The 14,774-nt window shown below is 70.0% G+C and carries 13 protein-coding genes; 9 read left to right on the top strand and 4 right to left on the bottom strand.

Annotation, left to right across the window (positions count from 1 at the left end; genetic code table 11):
- Positions 1 to 38: 38 nt before the first annotated feature.
- From NS3_RS00885 to NS3_RS00865, 5 genes are all read left to right on the top strand, one after another.
- Positions 39 to 1,103, top strand: a complete 1,065-nt coding sequence (locus tag NS3_RS00885) for a beta-ketoacyl-ACP synthase 3 (RefSeq protein ID WP_067852268.1) — start codon at positions 39 to 41, stop codon at positions 1,101 to 1,103.
- Positions 1,096 to 1,803, top strand: a complete 708-nt coding sequence (locus tag NS3_RS00880; RefSeq protein WP_245649384.1) for a lysoplasmalogenase — start codon at positions 1,096 to 1,098, stop codon at positions 1,801 to 1,803. The genes NS3_RS00885 and NS3_RS00880 overlap by 8 nt, the downstream gene beginning before the upstream one ends.
- An 11-nt stretch (positions 1,804 to 1,814) precedes the next feature.
- Positions 1,815 to 2,144, top strand: a complete 330-nt coding sequence (locus NS3_RS00875; protein ID WP_067852266.1) for a DNA translocase FtsK 4TM domain-containing protein — start codon at positions 1,815 to 1,817, stop codon at positions 2,142 to 2,144.
- A 39-nt stretch (positions 2,145 to 2,183) separates the two neighbouring features.
- Complete coding sequence (locus NS3_RS00870; RefSeq protein ID WP_373865267.1) at positions 2,184 to 2,885, top strand: TrmH family RNA methyltransferase; 702 nt, start codon at positions 2,184 to 2,186, stop codon at positions 2,883 to 2,885.
- Between the two features lie 169 nt (positions 2,886 to 3,054).
- Positions 3,055 to 4,143: a glycoside hydrolase family 76 protein gene (locus tag NS3_RS00865; protein WP_084494925.1), complete on the top strand. Its 1,089-nt coding sequence runs from the start codon at positions 3,055 to 3,057 to the stop codon at positions 4,141 to 4,143.
- A gap of 9 nt (positions 4,144 to 4,152) precedes the next feature.
- Here NS3_RS00865 and NS3_RS00860 read toward each other — a convergent pair whose 3' ends face one another.
- Together NS3_RS00860 and NS3_RS00855 are read right to left on the bottom strand one after the other, a co-directional pair.
- A complete protein-coding gene (locus tag NS3_RS00860; RefSeq protein WP_067852262.1) occupies positions 4,153 to 4,938 on the bottom strand; it encodes a DedA family protein in 786 nt (261 codons plus the stop codon).
- A gap of 4 nt (positions 4,939 to 4,942) precedes the next feature.
- Positions 4,943 to 5,641, bottom strand: coding sequence for a VTT domain-containing protein (locus NS3_RS00855; RefSeq protein WP_067852754.1), 699 nt, complete (start codon positions 5,639 to 5,641; stop codon positions 4,943 to 4,945).
- Positions 5,642 to 5,843: 202 nt separating this feature from the next.
- On the opposite strand from NS3_RS00855, the gene fbaA reads away from it, so the two are divergent.
- The 3 genes from fbaA to NS3_RS00840 all read left to right on the top strand — a co-directional run bounded on the left by fbaA (position 5,844) and on the right by NS3_RS00840 (position 9,769).
- The gene (gene fbaA / locus NS3_RS00850; RefSeq protein ID WP_281204534.1) at positions 5,844 to 6,893 is read left to right on the top strand and encodes a class II fructose-bisphosphate aldolase; all 1,050 of its coding nucleotides are present in this window, start codon (positions 5,844 to 5,846) and stop codon (positions 6,891 to 6,893) included.
- A 46-nt stretch (positions 6,894 to 6,939) separates the two neighbouring features.
- Positions 6,940 to 8,055: a BTAD domain-containing putative transcriptional regulator gene (locus NS3_RS00845; protein WP_067852260.1), complete on the top strand. Its 1,116-nt coding sequence runs from the start codon at positions 6,940 to 6,942 to the stop codon at positions 8,053 to 8,055.
- 259 nt (positions 8,056 to 8,314) lie between these two features.
- Positions 8,315 to 9,769 carry a glycoside hydrolase family 183 protein gene (locus NS3_RS00840; protein ID WP_067852258.1) on the top strand — a complete coding sequence of 485 codons (1,455 nt, stop codon included), beginning with the start codon at positions 8,315 to 8,317 and terminating at the stop codon, positions 9,767 to 9,769.
- A gap of 39 nt (positions 9,770 to 9,808) precedes the next feature.
- Here the strand turns inward: NS3_RS00840 and NS3_RS00835 are convergent, their stop codons facing one another.
- Positions 9,809 to 10,834 (bottom strand): fused (3R)-hydroxyacyl-ACP dehydratase subunits HadA/HadB, encoded by a 1,026-nt coding sequence (locus tag NS3_RS00835; RefSeq protein ID WP_245649381.1) that lies wholly within the window; start codon positions 10,832 to 10,834, stop codon positions 9,809 to 9,811.
- Positions 10,835 to 10,960: 126 nt separating this feature from the next.
- On the bottom strand, positions 10,961 to 14,203 hold the full coding sequence (locus NS3_RS29670; protein WP_174550412.1) for an Rv0361 family membrane protein: 3,243 nt from the start codon (positions 14,201 to 14,203) through the stop codon (positions 10,961 to 10,963).
- A gap of 112 nt (positions 14,204 to 14,315) precedes the next feature.
- Here NS3_RS29670 and NS3_RS00820 point away from each other — a divergent pair, with 112 nt between their 5' ends.
- A complete protein-coding gene (locus NS3_RS00820; protein ID WP_084494966.1) occupies positions 14,316 to 14,768 on the top strand; it encodes a DUF3151 domain-containing protein in 453 nt (150 codons plus the stop codon).
- The last annotated feature ends 6 nt before the right edge of the window (positions 14,769 to 14,774 follow it).

Below are 14,774 nucleotides of genomic sequence, written 5' to 3'. Positions count from 1 at the left end.
CTGTCTGTCTGCGTGGTGTAAGGACGTGTGAGTCGCCAGTGGTGAGCATTGCAGTTAACAAAGGTCGCGCGAATGTCGCGATGCTCGGCATCGGTGCCTACCGGCCGCAACGCATCGTCAGCAACGACGAGGTCTGTGAGGTCCTCGACTCGACCGACCAGTGGATCTACGAGCGCACCGGCGTGCGCAACCGTCGCTGGATCAGCGGCGACGAGACGCTGCGCTCGATCGCCGCCGCGGCCGGTGAGCGCGCGCTGAGCAACACCGGCATCGACCGGTCGAAGATCAGCATGGTGCTGCTGTGTACCTCGAGCTGGCTCAAGCTCACCCCGCACGGCGCGCCGACGGTCGCCGCGGATCTGGGCATGAACGGCGTCCCCGCCTTCGACCTCACCTCCGGCTGCGGCGGTTTCGGCTACGGCCTCGGCGTGGCCGCGGATCTGATCCGCGCGGGTTCGGCGGAGTACATCCTGGTGATCGGCGCCGAGACGATGACCGTCGGCCTGGACCCGACCGACCGCGGCACCGCCATGATCTTCGGTGACGGCGCGGGCGCGGTGGTGGTCGGCCCGAGCGAGGAGAACGGCATCTCCCCGACGGTGTGGGGCAGCGACGGTGAGAACGCCGACGCCATCGCCCAGGACATCGACTTCCTCGCCTACATGCACCGCGCGCAGGAACTGCAGGGCACCGACCCCGAGGTCGAGCCGGTGGGCCGGATGTCGCTGCGCATGGAGGGCCCCAAGGTCTTCCGCTGGGCCGCGGTCACTCTGCCGCGCGCGCTGTCGAGCGCGCTGGAGGCCTCCGGGGTGTCCAAGGACGACATCGAGGTGTTCGTCCCGCATCAGGCCAACGCGCGCATCAACGAGCTGATGAAGAAGAACCTCGGTCTGGCCGACGACATTCCGATGGCCAACGACATCGAGAACACCGGCAACACCTCGGCCGCGTCCATCCCGCTGGCGATGGAGGAGATGCTGGTGACCGGCAAGGCCAAGGGCGGTCAGCTCGCTCTGCTGCTCGGCTTCGGCGCGGGCCTGAGCTACGCCGGTCAGGTCGTCACCCTGCCGCCCGCTCCGAAGGAAGCCAGTTTCGGTGTCTGATGCGCGGCTGCGCCCGTTTCGGCTGGGCTATCTCGCTGCTGCGGCGGCGACCGTCTACGGCGCCGCCACCGGCCGCGACAAGGTGCAGTGGCTGGCCAAGCCGCTGATGATGCCCTTGCTGGCCGCCGATGTGGTGACCGGCGGCGTGGACATCGACCCCACCGAGCGCACAGTGCTGCTGGCCTCGCTGGGCGCTGCCACCGTGGGCGACGTACTGCTCATCGATCCCGACGACGACGGCCGCCTGATCGCGGGCGCCTCCGCCTTCGCCATCATGCAGACCGGGTACGCCGGCCTGTGGTGGCGGCGCGGGGCACGGCCGAGCAAGGCGATCGCCGTGCAGCGGATTGCGGCGTGGCTCGGCGCGGGTGTGCTCATGCGGGTCCGGACACCGGCGGTCGCGCTGCCGCTCACCGCCTACGGCGCGACTCTCGCCACGGCGGGCGTGCTGGCCTCGGACCCGGAACTGGCGCCCGAGGCAGCGAATATCGGCGGACTGAACGTCCCCGACGGCGACCCGCGCAGCCGGTTGGCGCTCGGCTCGCTGTTGTTCACCCTCTCCGACGGCCTGATCATCCTGCGGCGCGTCTTCGCCCGCTCGACCCGGGCTCGTCGCGGTACCGAGGCGGTCATCCTCGGCACCTACGCCGCCGCGCAGTACCTGCTCGCCGACCCGCGCGCCCACGCCCGCACGCACTAGCATCGGGCGACATGACGTATCCACCCCAGTACGGACATCCGTACGCGTCCTACGGCCCGCCGCCGCAGGATCATCCGCAGGCGACGACCGTGCTGGTGCTCGGCATCCTCGGCCTCGTGTTGTGTCAGTTGTGCGCGCCCTTCGCGTGGTTCATGGGCAAGCGGGTGCTCGACGAGATCGACGCCTCCGGCGGCGCGATCGGCGGGCAGGGGTCGGCGAAAGCCGGTTACATCTGCGGCATCATCGGCACCATCCTGCTGCTGCTCTACGTGCTCGCCATCGTCCTCATGGTCGTGCTCGTGCTCATCGGCGCCATCTCGTCCTCGGGGTCGACGTACTGACGAGGGCGCGCGCCGGTACCGGGGCCGGGCGGCTCTAGCATCAGCGGCGTGGAAGAGCAGTCACCGCTGGACACCCCCGGGCAGCAGGCAGCGGCCGGACCGACCGAATGGGGCGAGCACCCGCACGGTCTCGGCCCGTGGGTCGCCGAGTTCGGCACGCCCCCGCCCGCCGATCCGCGCCTCGATCCGGAACTGCTCGCCCACGGCGATCGGCGCAATGTGGTCGACGCCTACCGGTACTGGACCCGCGAAGCCATCGTCGCCGACATCGACAGCCGCAGGCACCCGTTCCACGTGGCGATCGAGAACTTCGCCCATGACGCCAACATCGGCACCGTGGTGCGCACCGCCAACGCCTTCGCCGCGGCCGCGGTGCACATCGTGGGCAGGCGACGGTGGAATCGCCGGGGCGCCATGGTCACCGACCGCTATCAGCACATCGAGCACCACACCGATGTCGACGCGCTGCGCGCTTATGCCGACCGGGCCGGGCTGACCGTGGTCGCCGTCGACAACGTGCCCGGCGCGGTGCCGCTGGAGACCGCCGAACTGCCGCGCGAGTGTCTGCTGCTGTTCGGCCAGGAGGGCCCCGGCGTCACCGAGCACGCCAAGAACGCCGCCGCCATGACCGTTTCGATCGCCCAGTTCGGTTCCACCCGCAGCATCAACGCCGGTGTCGCGGCGGGCATCGCCATGCACGCCTGGGTGCGCGCGCACGCGGACCTGTCCAGGGCGTGGTGACCGGTGACGCCGTGCAGCGCTCGCGGGTAACGGATTCGGCGGCCATCCGGTAACAATTCAGCGGCAAGAATCGCGGTGTACCTGGCACCATTGAGCTATGACCACGCGGAGCCCACTGCCAGGGCCGGAGACAGCACCGACCCCCGCCCTGTGGTCGGAACGTGCGGACATGGCCGAATCCGCCATCATCTCCCGGCATCTGCGCGCGTTGTGGGCGTGTCCTGGAACGGAATTGGCGGTTGTCGGCTGGCCCGCCACCCGGCGTGAACGGCTGTTCGCTTCCTGGCACTATTGGTGGCAGGCGCATCTGATCGACTGCGCCGTCGACGCCGTGAACCGGACGCCGACCCCGGCGCGGCGCGCCCGGCTCGCCGAACTGGTGCGCTCGCACCGGATGCGCAACCTCACCGGTTGGACGAACAAGTACTACGACGACATGGCCTGGCTGGCGATCGCGCTGGAACGGGCCGAGCGCATCCAGGGCGTCACCGCCGCGCGCGGAGCGTTGACCGCGCTGGAGAAGAAGCTCTACAACGCCTGGCGGCCGGAGATCGGCGGCGGCATCCCGTGGCGGGAGCGCTCGGACTACTACAACGCCCCGGCCAACGGCCCGGCCGCGATCGCCCTGTGCAGGCTCGGCAGGCACGCCCGCGCGCAGGAGATGTCGGACTGGATCGACGACACTCTGCGCGAGGAGAACACCGGCCTGATCCTCGACGGCATCCACCTGCCCTCCGGTGAGATCGAGCGCCCCACCTTCACCTACTGCCAGGGCGTCGTGCTCGGCCTGGAAGCCGAACTCGCCATGCACACCGACGAGCCACGGCATCTGGAGCGAGTACACCGGCTGCTGGGCGCGGTGGAGGAGCACATGACCTCCGGCGGGGTGATCGCGGGCGGCGGCGGTGGCGACGGCGGATTGTTCAACGGCATCCTGACTCGCTACCTGGCGGTGGTGGCGCTCATGCTGCCCGGTGAGGGCCGCACCCAGGAGAACGACCGGCGCACCGCGGCCGCGCTGGTCCTGGCCTCCGCCGCAGCGGCCTGGGGGAACCGGCTCGACATCGAGAGCGAGCCGCTGTTCGGCGTCGATTGGACGAAGCGGGCTCGGCTGCCCGGTGGGGCGAGCGGCGCGGGGCACTTCACCCAGGGCGGTTCGGTGACCGCTTCGGAGGTCCCCGAGCGTGATCTTTCGGTGCAGCTGAGCGGGTGGATGCTGATGGAAGCCGCGTATCAGGTGAGCGCGGCCGGCTTCTAGACCGCGAGTTCAGCGGGAGGCGCCGGGCTCCCAGCGCGGCAGCACCACCGTCGGCGGATCGATCTCGCGGCGCGCGTCCATCGCGTACTGCATGGGCTGGGTGTCGGCGGCGGCGTCGGCGGCCGTGTAGTTCCCAATGTGGTGTGCTGTGTTCGCGGCGTCTCCGGAGGTCTGACGCATCTCCTGGCGGTAGCCCCTGATACCGACGATCGTGCCGACGACCACCGCTATCACCAGCACCGCCGTCACGCCGTGCATCAGCCACGGGATTCGCGCGAGGTGACTACCGGCGTAGAATCCGATCAGCAACAGCACCGGCGCCCAGACGATCGCGCCGATCGTGCTGGCGATGGTGTAGCGACGGTGATCCATCCGCGCGGCGCCCGCCACCAGCGGGCACAGGGTCCGTACCCAGGGAATCCAGCGGGCCACCAGCACGGCCCAGAAGCCGTGCCGTTGCAGCATCGCCGCGACCCGTTCCAGGTTCTGGGCATTGACGTATCGGCCGTTGCGCCTGGCCACGAATCCGGTGCCCGTCCGTTGCCCGATCGTGTAGCCGACCTGGTTGCCCGCCACAGCCGCCACCATCGCCCCGACGGCCAGCGCCCAGATGTGCTTCTCGCCCATCTGGTGGCCTGCCATCACGATGCCCGCGGTCAGCAGCATGGAGTCGCCGGGCAGGAACAAGCCGATGATCACGGCGCACTCGAGGAAGACGAAGCTGAGGACAACGGTCCACACGAGAGTGGGACCAGCGGATTCGAGAAAACTCATCCCGCTCGCGGCGGTGGTCATGTGCTCAGCTCTGACCGGGGGTGGATTTCACCACCGCGATCTCATCGGTATCGGCGTCGTCGTCCTCGCTGCCCTCGGCGTCGCCCTTGCCGCGCCAGCGCTTGAAGATCTCGACGAAGATCGGCACCACCGAGACGAACACGATGAGCAGGAAGATCAGGTCGATGTTGTCGCGAATGAACTGGATCTGGCCGAGCAGGTAGCCGAGCATCGTCACGCCCGAGCCCCACAGGATCGCGCCGACCGCGTTGTAGACGACGAACACCTTGTAGCTCATCCCCGAAGCGCCCGCGACGACCGGAGCGAAGGTGCGCACGAACGGTACGAAGCGGGCCAGGATGATGGTGATCGGGCCGTGCTTGACGAAGAAGGCGTGCGACTCGTCGATGTACTTCTTCTTGAAGAAGCGCGACTCGTTGTCCTTGAACAACGCCGTGCCGCCACGATTGCCGATCATGTAGCCGACCTGGTCGCCCGCGAAGGCCGCGATCGGTATCAGCACCAGCAGCGCCCCGATCGGCGCGAACGGATCGATGTCCTCGGACTTCGCGGCCGCGATCAGACCGGCGGTGAACAACAGCGAGTCACCGGGCAGCAACGGGAACAGCAGACCGGATTCGATGAACACCACCAGCAGCAGCCCCGCCAGCACCCACGTGCCGAAAGAGTTGAGCAGGTTCACCGGGTCGAGGAAGCCTGGCATCAAGGCGAGATTGGTCGTCAGGGTCTCCGAGCCGGCCAGCGCAATCACGTGGCCAAGGGTACCGATATTCCGAGACCCTGCCTAATTGTGGCGCGCGTCGCACGGCGGCTTCCGGGGTCCCTGTCGAGTGGGGCGCCGTCTCGCTTAGGCTGATCAGCAGGATCAGCACCCGTCCCGCGCCGGCGGGCGGAGAGCGTCGTACATGGAGGTCTGTTCAGTGCCCATCGCAACCCCCGAGGTCTACGCCGAGATGCTGGCTCGCGCCAAGCAGAACTCCTTCGCCTTCCCGGCGATCAACTGCACCTCGTCGGAGACGGTCAACGCCGCCATCAAGGGCTTCGCCGACGCGGGCAGCGACGGCATCATCCAGTTCTCGACCGGTGGCGCGGAGTTCGGCTCCGGTCTCGGCGTGAAGGACATGGTGACCGGCGCGGTCGCCCTCGCCGAGTTCGCGCACGTGGTCGCGGCCAAGTACGACGTGACCATCGCCCTGCACACCGACCACTGCCCCAAGGACAAGCTGGACGGCTTCGTCCGCCCGCTGATCGCGATCTCCCAGGAGCGCGTCAACGCCGGGGGCAACCCGTTGTTCCAGTCGCACATGTGGGACGGCTCGGCCATCCCGATCGACGAGAACCTCGAGATCGCCAAGGAACTGCTGAAGGCCACCGCGGCGGCCAACATCATCCTCGAGGTCGAGATCGGCGTCGTCGGCGGTGAAGAAGACGGTGTCGAGGCCGAGATCAACGACAAGCTCTACACCTCGCCCGAGGACTTCGAGAAGACCATCGACGCGCTCGGTGCGGGCGAGAACGGCAAGTACCTGCTCGCGGCCACCTTCGGCAATGTGCACGGCGTGTACAAGCCGGGCAACGTGGTGCTTCGTCCCGAGGTGCTGGCCGAGGGGCAGCGCGTCGCGGCCGCGAAGCTGGGCCTCGGCGCCGACGCGCAGCCGTTCGACTTCGTCTTCCACGGCGGCTCCGGCTCGCTGAAGTCCGAGATCGACGACTCGCTGCGCTACGGCGTGGTGAAGATGAACGTCGACACCGACACCCAGTACGCCTTCACCCGCCCGGTCGCCGGGCACATGTTCGCCAACTACGACGGCGTGCTCAAGATCGACGGCGAGGTCGGCAACAAGAAGACCTACGACCCGCGCAGCTACCTGAAGAAGGCCGAGGCCTCGATGGCCGAGCGCGTGGTCGAGGCATGCAACGACCTGAGGTCGGCGGGCCGGTCGATCAGCGCCTGACAGGTCTGGTCCATAGGCTCTGATCGAAAAGACGAGGCCCGAGCTCATGAGTCTGGATGTACGTGTGCTCGGGCCCGTCCGGTTGTTCGTCGGCGGCGAGCCGGTGGCGGTCGGCGGGCCCAAGCCGCGAGCTCTGCTGGCCGCGCTCACCGTCAACCGGCGGCGCGCGGTGTCGTCCGCGGCGTTGGCGGACATGGTGTGGAACGAGGATCCGCCGGATTCCTACGCGGCCAGCCTGCAGGTCTTCGTCTCCAATATCCGTAAGGCGCTGCGCACCGCCGGAGTCGACCCGGCGACGGTGTTGCGCACCGAGTCCTCCGGATACCGGCTGGAGATTCCGGAGAACGGCTGCGACATCGGCCGTTTCGAAGCGCATTGCGACACCGGCGCCAAGGCCGCCGATATCGGCGACCACACCGGCGCCTCGCTGGCCTACGGTCGCGCGCTCGAGGAATGGAGCGGGCGCGCGCTGTCGGACCTGAGCGGTCTGCAGTTCGCCGACAGCTTCGCCACCGCGATGGAGGAGGAACGGCTGCTGGCCGCCTCCGCCCGCATCGACGCCGAAATCGCCTGCGGACGGGCGTCTTCGGTGATCAGCGAACTGGTCACCATGACCACCGAGCATCCGCTGCGCGAGCCGCTGTGGGGTCAGCTCATCGCCGCGCTGTATCTGTCCGGCCGTCAGGCGGACGCGTTGGACGCCTGCCGCCGGGTGCGTACCGTGCTCGCCGACGAACTCGGCATCGACCCCGGGCCCGCCCTGGTGGAGCTGGAGCAGCGGGTGCTTCGGCAGGAACCGTTGAGCACCAAGGAGTTCAAGCAGGTCGAGCGGATGGCGGCGGCGATGACCGAGACCGTCACCGAGGGCCCGCGCACGGTGCGCAGCGGTGCGCTCCGGCTGCCCGACGGCCGGGTGCTGCCGATCTCGCACGCGGGGATGCGCATCGGGCGGATGACCGACAACGATCTGGTCCTCGACGACCCCAAGGCCAGCCGCTACCACGCGCACATCATGCCCAGCCGCGCCGGTCTGCTGATCAAGGATCTGCATTCGGCCAACGGCGTCTACATCAACGAGGATCCGATCGAGAGCGCGCTGCTCGCCGACGGCGACATGATCCGCATCGGCTCCACCGTACTCACCTTCAAGGCGTCCTCCTAGCCGCGGCGCCCTCGTAGCGCGGGCGATCTCTCGGTGCGGCATCGGCTGGGTACGGCATCGTCTCTCGGTGCGGCATCGTCTCTCGGTGCGGCGTAGTCCTGACGCGGCGTCCTCCTGACCCGGCGCAGGCAGGGGGCGCCGCGCCCGACAACCGCCGTCGTCGGAGTTCGCGCCCGCGGAACCCCATGCGACCGGTAGGGTCTGCGCTGATCACAGGCCTGCCGCTGATCGCGAGCGGTTTCCGACACGAGAGGTTGAGATGTCCATGCGGGTGACCGCCGCGCTCGGCGTCGCGGGTTTGTTCGTTGTGTTGCACCAGGGTTCGGCGTGGGCCGGGCCGGACGAGCGTGTACCGATTCCCGGCACGGGGCCGTGTGTCACCGATCCCGTTCCGGTGCACGAGGATCTGATTCCCGAGACGCTCGAGATGCCGATCCCGTATCCGGTGATCACCGTGCTGCCGCCGGCGCCGCCCGAGCCGGAACCGGTGCGCGTCGAGATGGCGCTGCCCGAGGATCCCTGCGACAACCCCTGTCCCGATCTCACCGATCTGCCCGAGCCGCCGCCGAATCTCGCCGAACAGCTGGGGATCCCGCAGCTGTTGCTGAAGCCCCAGCCGTTCCACTTCGCGCTCCCCGGTCCCAGCCCTGATCCGGGGGAGGGCCCGCCGCCACCCGCACCGGTCACCCCGCCCACCGAGGCGGCTCCGCGTGAGGTGGCACCCGCGGCGCCGCAAGTCCTTCGGGTGCAGGAGATCGCCAAGCAGACCGGTGCGAACTCGGTGAACCGCACCGACAAGCGCTGGCAGGTCGACGGCACGGATCTGGGGATCATGTGGGAGAGCGCGCCCGGGGAGATCGCCGTCGCCTTCGGTGACACCGTGGGCCGTGGCTTCCATCCGCCCGGCGGGTTCGGCGGGGACTGGCGCAGCAATGTGCTGGCCTTCAGCACCGACACCGACCTGTCCGACGGCGTGACCTTCGACCGGATGGTCACCGACAGCCGCTGCCACGCCGCCGAGGTGCTCTCCAGCCGCAAACTCGACAACGTCGAGATGACCACCATCCCGACCTCCGGGTTCGCGCTCGACGGCAGGCAGTACATGAGTTACATGTCGCTGCGCACCTGGAACAGCCTGCCCGGCACCTTCTACACCAACTACGGCGGCATCGCCTACTCCGACGACGGCGGGCAGACCTGGACCAAGGACCGTCACGCCCGCTGGGACAACATCTTCGGCTTGGCGAGTTTCCAGGTGAGCGCGATGGTTCCGCACGGCGAGCACGTCTACATGTTCGGCACGCCGAGCACCCGTCTCGGCTCGGTGGGGTTGGCCAGGGTCGCCAAGGACCAGATCCTCAACACCACCGCCTACCAGTACTGGCGGGACGGACAGTGGACCCCGGTCGGGGGCGCGGCGGGGGCGACCCCGATCATGGACGGGCCGGTGGGCGAGTTGTCGGTGCGCTACGCGGCCGACCGGGGCGTCTGGCAGATGAGTTACCTCGACACCGCCCGCGCCGCCATCGTGGTGCGCGAGTCGGCCACCCCGCAGGGCGCGTGGTCCGAGCCCACACCCACGGTGACCGTGTTCGACCACCCCGAGCTCTACGGCGGCTTCATCCATCCCTGGTCCAGCGGCGACGAGTTGTACTTCAACATCTCGACCTGGAGTGACTACAACGTCTACCTGGTGCGCGCCGAACTCGGCTGATCGCCGGACAGGGGCGCGTGCGGTCCGGCCCGGCTCGGATCAGGAGAGCCGGACGTCGGCGATCGCGCGACCGAAGAGCTTGCGGCCCTGGGACGTCGCGCCGAGCATCACGGTGGCGGCGCGGCGCTCGGGGTGCAGCGCCTTGATCTTGCCGGAGAAGTCGATGACGGCAGGCGCGTGGACCTCCACCGGGACGAACCCGGAGAAGCGGACGCTGAACGTCTCGATCGCGGCCGGATCACCGAGCCAGGAGGTCAGGTAGTCGGCGGTCAGGCCCATGGTGAGCATTCCGTGCGCGACCACCGTCGGCAGGCCGACCAGCTGGGCGGCCTCCTCGCTGAAGTGGATCGGATTGGGGTCACCCGCGACGCCGGCGTAGTTGACCAGATCGCCGCGGGTCAGCCGGGCGGTGCCGGTGGGCAATCGGTCGCCTTCGGCGAGATCGGCGAACGCCGGGATGGTGTGCACCCGGGGCAGGGCCGCCTTGCGAGTCACCGGGCTCTCGCCGTCGAGCGCGATCAGCACGCCGGAGTCGGCGAGATCGGTGGCCGGGCGAGAGTGCATGAAGATGTTCTGCACCATCTTCGCCAGGTCCGGATCGATCTCCGCGCCGCGACGGGCCACGATCGTGGTCGAGGCGACCTGCACAATCTCGTCGTGCTGATCGGTCATCTCGGCGCGCACGCAGATGAAGTCGTTGTCGCCGAAGGTGCGGATCGACTCGATGATCACCTGGGTGCGGATCGCGTCCCCGGGCAGGAACGGACGGCGCAATTCGAAGGTCTGATCGGTCTGCAGCACCTGGGCCAGGTCGTATTCCAGCAGCACCGAGTCGAGCAGTGCGTTGGTGGCGGCCATACCGATCACCGAGGAGAAGGTGGGCGGTGCGATGAGGCGCTCGAAGCCGAGCCGGTGGGCGTCGGCGTCGGAATGGTGCGCGCCATGGCTGTTCTGCACCGCCCGCGCGAACTCGCGCACCTTCTCCCGGCCCACGTGATAGGGGTCGCGCACCAGAAAACGGCGCCCCGCCGGCGACTCCGTTGCTGCGATTCCCGGCGACTCCATCGCTGGAGCGTCGGTTTCCGGTGCCGTCATCGTCTGTTCACTGCCCATGATCCCGGCCATGCTAGTGGCCGGGATGGTCGGTTGACCAGGGAAGTGTGACGACCGCGACCGGATGCCGGGGCGGGATCACGAGGACTCGGTGGGGCGGTCGCAGACCTTCCAGCCTTCTTCGGTCTTCTCCAGATCGAAGGTTCGCTCCGAACGATTCCCCGGATCCGCCTCGGTGTACACCGTCGCCAGCGCCAGCGCGGTGCTGTCGGTGATCTTGATGGCATCCACGCTCGCCACCAACGGAATGCTGCGCTGCTGCACCGACTGCTGATGCACTCCGGCGAACTGGTCCGCGGGCAGATCCCGATAGAACTCGTGCAGCGTCCCGCAGGTGCTGTCGCGCAACCCGTCCAGGTCGCCGTCGTGCAGCGCCGACGTGTAATCGCCGATCGCGGCCCGCACCTGATCTTCCGGCGAGTCGCCGCCGCCGACGAGCGCCGCGGCCGCACCGATCAGCGCCAGCACGAGCACCACCGCCGCACCGACCGCGAGCAGCCATCGTCGCGAGTGCCCGGACTCGGACTCGCCCTTCGCCTGAGTGGCAGGCTGCGCGGGAGCCGGTGGCACCCGCTGCGGCTGTGCGATCTGGCGCGGTCGCTCGTCGAGCGGTTGCGCGGGGTGGGTCGCGTTCTGATCCGCCGGGGAGGGCGCGCCGCCCGGCTTCACCAGTGTCGGACCGCCCGGTCCGACCCGGACAGGGCCCTGCGGTGCGCCCTGCCCGGGGCCCTGCCCCTGGCCCTGGGCCGGACCCGAACGCTGGGGACCGCCCTGTGCCTGACCCTGCGGCCGGCCTTGCGCCGGTCCTTGGGGCCCACCCTTTCCCAGGCTTGGCGGCTGGCCTTGTGGTCCGTGGGCTCCGCCCTGTCCTGGGCCGTGCGGCTGACCTTGCGCCGGTCCTTGCGACCCGCCTTGTCCGGAGTTCTGCGGTCCGCTTCGGGCGGGGCCCTGCGGCCCGCCCGTTCCGTGCGGCCCGCCCGTTCCGTGCGGCCTGCCCGGGGCCTGCCCCTGGGGCCTGCCCTGCTCGGGACCGTGCGGCCTGCCCTGCTCGGGACCGTGCGGTCCGGCAGGCGGCGGACCGGAGGGTCCGGCCTGCTTGGACCCGGCCTGCCTCGGCCCCGACGCGGAGCGCGGTGTGCTCGGCGGCTTGCTCAACGGCGGACGGCCGGTCACCCGATCGGTCTGGTCCGGTCGCTGGATCGGCAGCGCGGTCGTCTTCTGATCGTCGACCGGAACCATCGGCATGGCGACTGTCGCGGCGTCGGCGTCACCCGCGTCACCCGGAACGTCCGGCTGCTGTCCCGACTTCGGCTCACCGGCAGCGGTCCCGGCCTGTGCACCCTGCACGGCCTCGGCCCGTCCCGGCTTCCCGGGGAGATCGGAACGACGAATCACCACCGTCTGGTTCGTATCGGCCGAGGGCGAGCCAGGCGCGGCGTCCTGGGCTGCCGCTCCCGCCGCCTTCACGGCCGACGCGACATCGTCCTTGCGAATCACCGCCGTGGGCGCGTCGGCACCCGCGTCGCCCGTGCTCGGCTGCGCGCCACTCGCTCCACCGCCCGCGGCGTCGACCCCACCCGGATGTGTCGGCTCCGTGGCCGGAATCGACACGGTCCGATCCGCATCGTCCTGATCCGATGCCGCCGGCTCCGCGGCCGGAATCGACACGGTCCGATCCGCATCGCCGTGATCCGATGCCGCCTGATCCGATGCGGCCTGATCCGGGCCTGCCTGATCCGATGCGGCCTGATCCGGGCCTGTCTGGTCCGGGCTTGCCTGATCCGGTGTCCGCACCGAACCGGACGGAGCTGAACCGGCCGGGGCGCCCGCGACCTGATCGGCGTGTGCGTCGCCCGCATCCGGGCGACCGGAATCGGCCGGGCCATCACCGGCTTGCTCAGCCCGCGGCGCAGTGGCCGTCTCGGACCCATCCGCTTCCGCTCGCGCCGTGTCGGTCTCCGCCGGATCGGGGCTGCTGGAAGCGGCGGTGAGATCGGCTCCGGCCGCGTCGGCGTTTCCGGCTACCGCGTCCGCTCCTGTCGCGGCCACCGCGCCGGGCTGCTGATCGGTTCCTTCGCGTGCGGCGGGCTCCGGGTCGGTCGACGCCTCGGGCGCGGCCTCGGACTCGTCGTCCGTGGACTGCGGGCCTGCCGGCGTGCCATTCGCCGTTGCCATCGCGTCCCTGTCTGCTTCGGGCACAGCGTTTTCCGTGCCCTCGGCAGCGTCGGCGCGCTCGGCATCCGCAGACGGCTGCTTCTCGCCCGAGTCCTCGGCCGGGTTCCCGGCCGGCTCGGTCTCGGCGCCATTCGCCGCATCCGGAGCCGTGGCCTTCGAGCCTGCCGTCGATTCGGCGGCTGCCGCGGTACCGCTCACCTGCGACGTGCTGATTCGTCGAGTGACGGCCTCGTCGGGGCGCTCCGACCCGGACGCCGACGCCGTGGCGGGGGCCGCGGCGTCCGAGGCCGACTTCGCGCCGATCGCCCCCGCCTCGGCAACCGGGTCTGCCTCGGCGACCGGGTCTGCCTGGGCATCCGGTGCCTCGGCATCCGGCTTCGCCTCTGCCTCCGGTTCCGCCGAACTGTTCGGCGCTCCCGCCCCTGGGCTGGCGAGCTTCCGTGTGGGTGCCGAGCCGCTCGACTCACTTCCGCTCGGCGCCGGAGCGCCGGCGGCCGGGGCAGAGGCGTCTGCGTCGGGGGCAGAGGCGTCTGCGTCGGGGGCAGAGCCGTCTACGTCGGGGGCAGAGCCGTCTGCGGCCGGGGCAGAGGTCGCCGCGGGGCCGGGGAGGGGGATGCGCTGGGTGGGCGCAGTGCCGCTGGGATCGTTCGCCGTCGAAGGATTGCCGGGCGTCGGCGCGCCGGATGCGACCGGGTTGCCGGGATCTGCCGCCGGGTCGGGCCGATCGCCCGCACCGGTCGACTCCGGCCCTTTCGCCGCCCCCGTGGACGGCTTCGCCGCACCGGATGCGGACGCTCCCGGCCGCTCGCCGCCGACGACGGTCTTACGGCTGTACGGGGCGCCCTGAGTTCGCGGGGGGCCGTCGCCGGCGGGCGAGTCCGGGCGTTCCCACCCGTCCTGCCCGGTCTCGGCGGAACCACCGGCCGCGGACCCGGACACAGAGTCGGAGGAGGCCGTCGCGTCGCCGGAGGCGCTGCTCGAACCTGGCTGTCTACCAGGGGTTTCGGTGTTCGAGGAGGTCGAGCCGGACGAGTCGGCGGGCGCCGTGCGGTCGGTGGCGGCACTCGATTCGGTGGCCGCGTCCGGCCGCGCGCCGGAACCGGCGGCCTCGCGCGCCGGGCTCTTCTCGTCGTTCGGGTCGGACACCACTACCCCTTGCTCGCGCCGATCTGAAGTGAACTCGACGGCCAGCCTATCGACCGCGCGGGGTGGCGGCACCGATTCCCCCGTCGCCACGGCCTGGGGGAACCGGTGCACAATGAACCGCATGACCTCGTTCGGAGACCTGCTCGGACCCCAGCCGGTGTTGCTACCCGAAAACTCCGAGGCGGAGGAGGCCTTGCTGAACAAGGCCGACCCCGTTCAGGTGGTGGCCGAACATCCGGCTGCCTCGATCGCGTGGGCCTATCTGGCCGAAGCCGCGCTCGATCGCGGTGAGGCCGCGGACACCGCGGTCAACCACGACATCGTCTCGGCCTACGCCTTCGCCCGCACCGGCTACCACCGCGGCCTGGACCTGCTGCGCCGCAACGGCTGGAAGGGCTTCGGCCCAGTGCCGTGGAGCCACGAGCCCAACCAGGGCTTCCTGCGCAGTGTCGGCGCGCTGGCGCGGGCGGCCAAGGCCATCGGCGAGAACGACGAGTACGCCCGCTGCCTGGATCTGCTCGAGGACTGCGATCCGCGGGCGGCGGCCGAGCTGGGTCTCGACTGACCAGGG

The sequence above is a fragment of the Nocardia shimofusensis NBRC 100134 genome, assembly GCF_001613125.1.
GTDB classification, from domain to species: domain Bacteria; phylum Actinomycetota; class Actinomycetes; order Mycobacteriales; family Mycobacteriaceae; genus Nocardia; species Nocardia shimofusensis.
The sequence above is the reverse complement of the archived record's forward strand: the minus strand, read 5'-3'. Positions and strand labels throughout refer to the sequence as shown.

What these genes read in the sequence shown, in the direction of transcription:
- NS3_RS00875 (WP_067852266.1), top strand. Translation starts at nt 1,815, where the DNA reads ATGACGTATCCACCCCAGTACGGACATCCGTACGCGTCCTACGGCCCG.
- NS3_RS00865 (WP_084494925.1), top strand. Translation starts at nt 3,055, where the DNA reads ATGGCCGAATCCGCCATCATCTCCCGGCATCTGCGCGCGTTGTGGGCG.
- NS3_RS00860 (WP_067852262.1), bottom strand. Translation starts at nt 4,938, where the DNA reads ATGACCACCGCCGCGAGCGGGATGAGTTTTCTCGAATCCGCTGGTCCC.
- NS3_RS00855 (WP_067852754.1), bottom strand. Translation starts at nt 5,641, where the DNA reads ATGCCAGGCTTCCTCGACCCGGTGAACCTGCTCAACTCTTTCGGCACG.
- fbaA (WP_281204534.1), top strand. Translation starts at nt 5,844, where the DNA reads ATGGAGGTCTGTTCAGTGCCCATCGCAACCCCCGAGGTCTACGCCGAG.
- NS3_RS00845 (WP_067852260.1), top strand. Translation starts at nt 6,940, where the DNA reads ATGAGTCTGGATGTACGTGTGCTCGGGCCCGTCCGGTTGTTCGTCGGC.
- NS3_RS00840 (WP_067852258.1), top strand. Translation starts at nt 8,315, where the DNA reads ATGTCCATGCGGGTGACCGCCGCGCTCGGCGTCGCGGGTTTGTTCGTT.
- NS3_RS00835 (WP_245649381.1), bottom strand. Translation starts at nt 10,834, where the DNA reads ATGGAGTCGCCGGGAATCGCAGCAACGGAGTCGCCGGCGGGGCGCCGT.
- NS3_RS00820 (WP_084494966.1), top strand. Translation starts at nt 14,316, where the DNA reads ATGAACCGCATGACCTCGTTCGGAGACCTGCTCGGACCCCAGCCGGTG.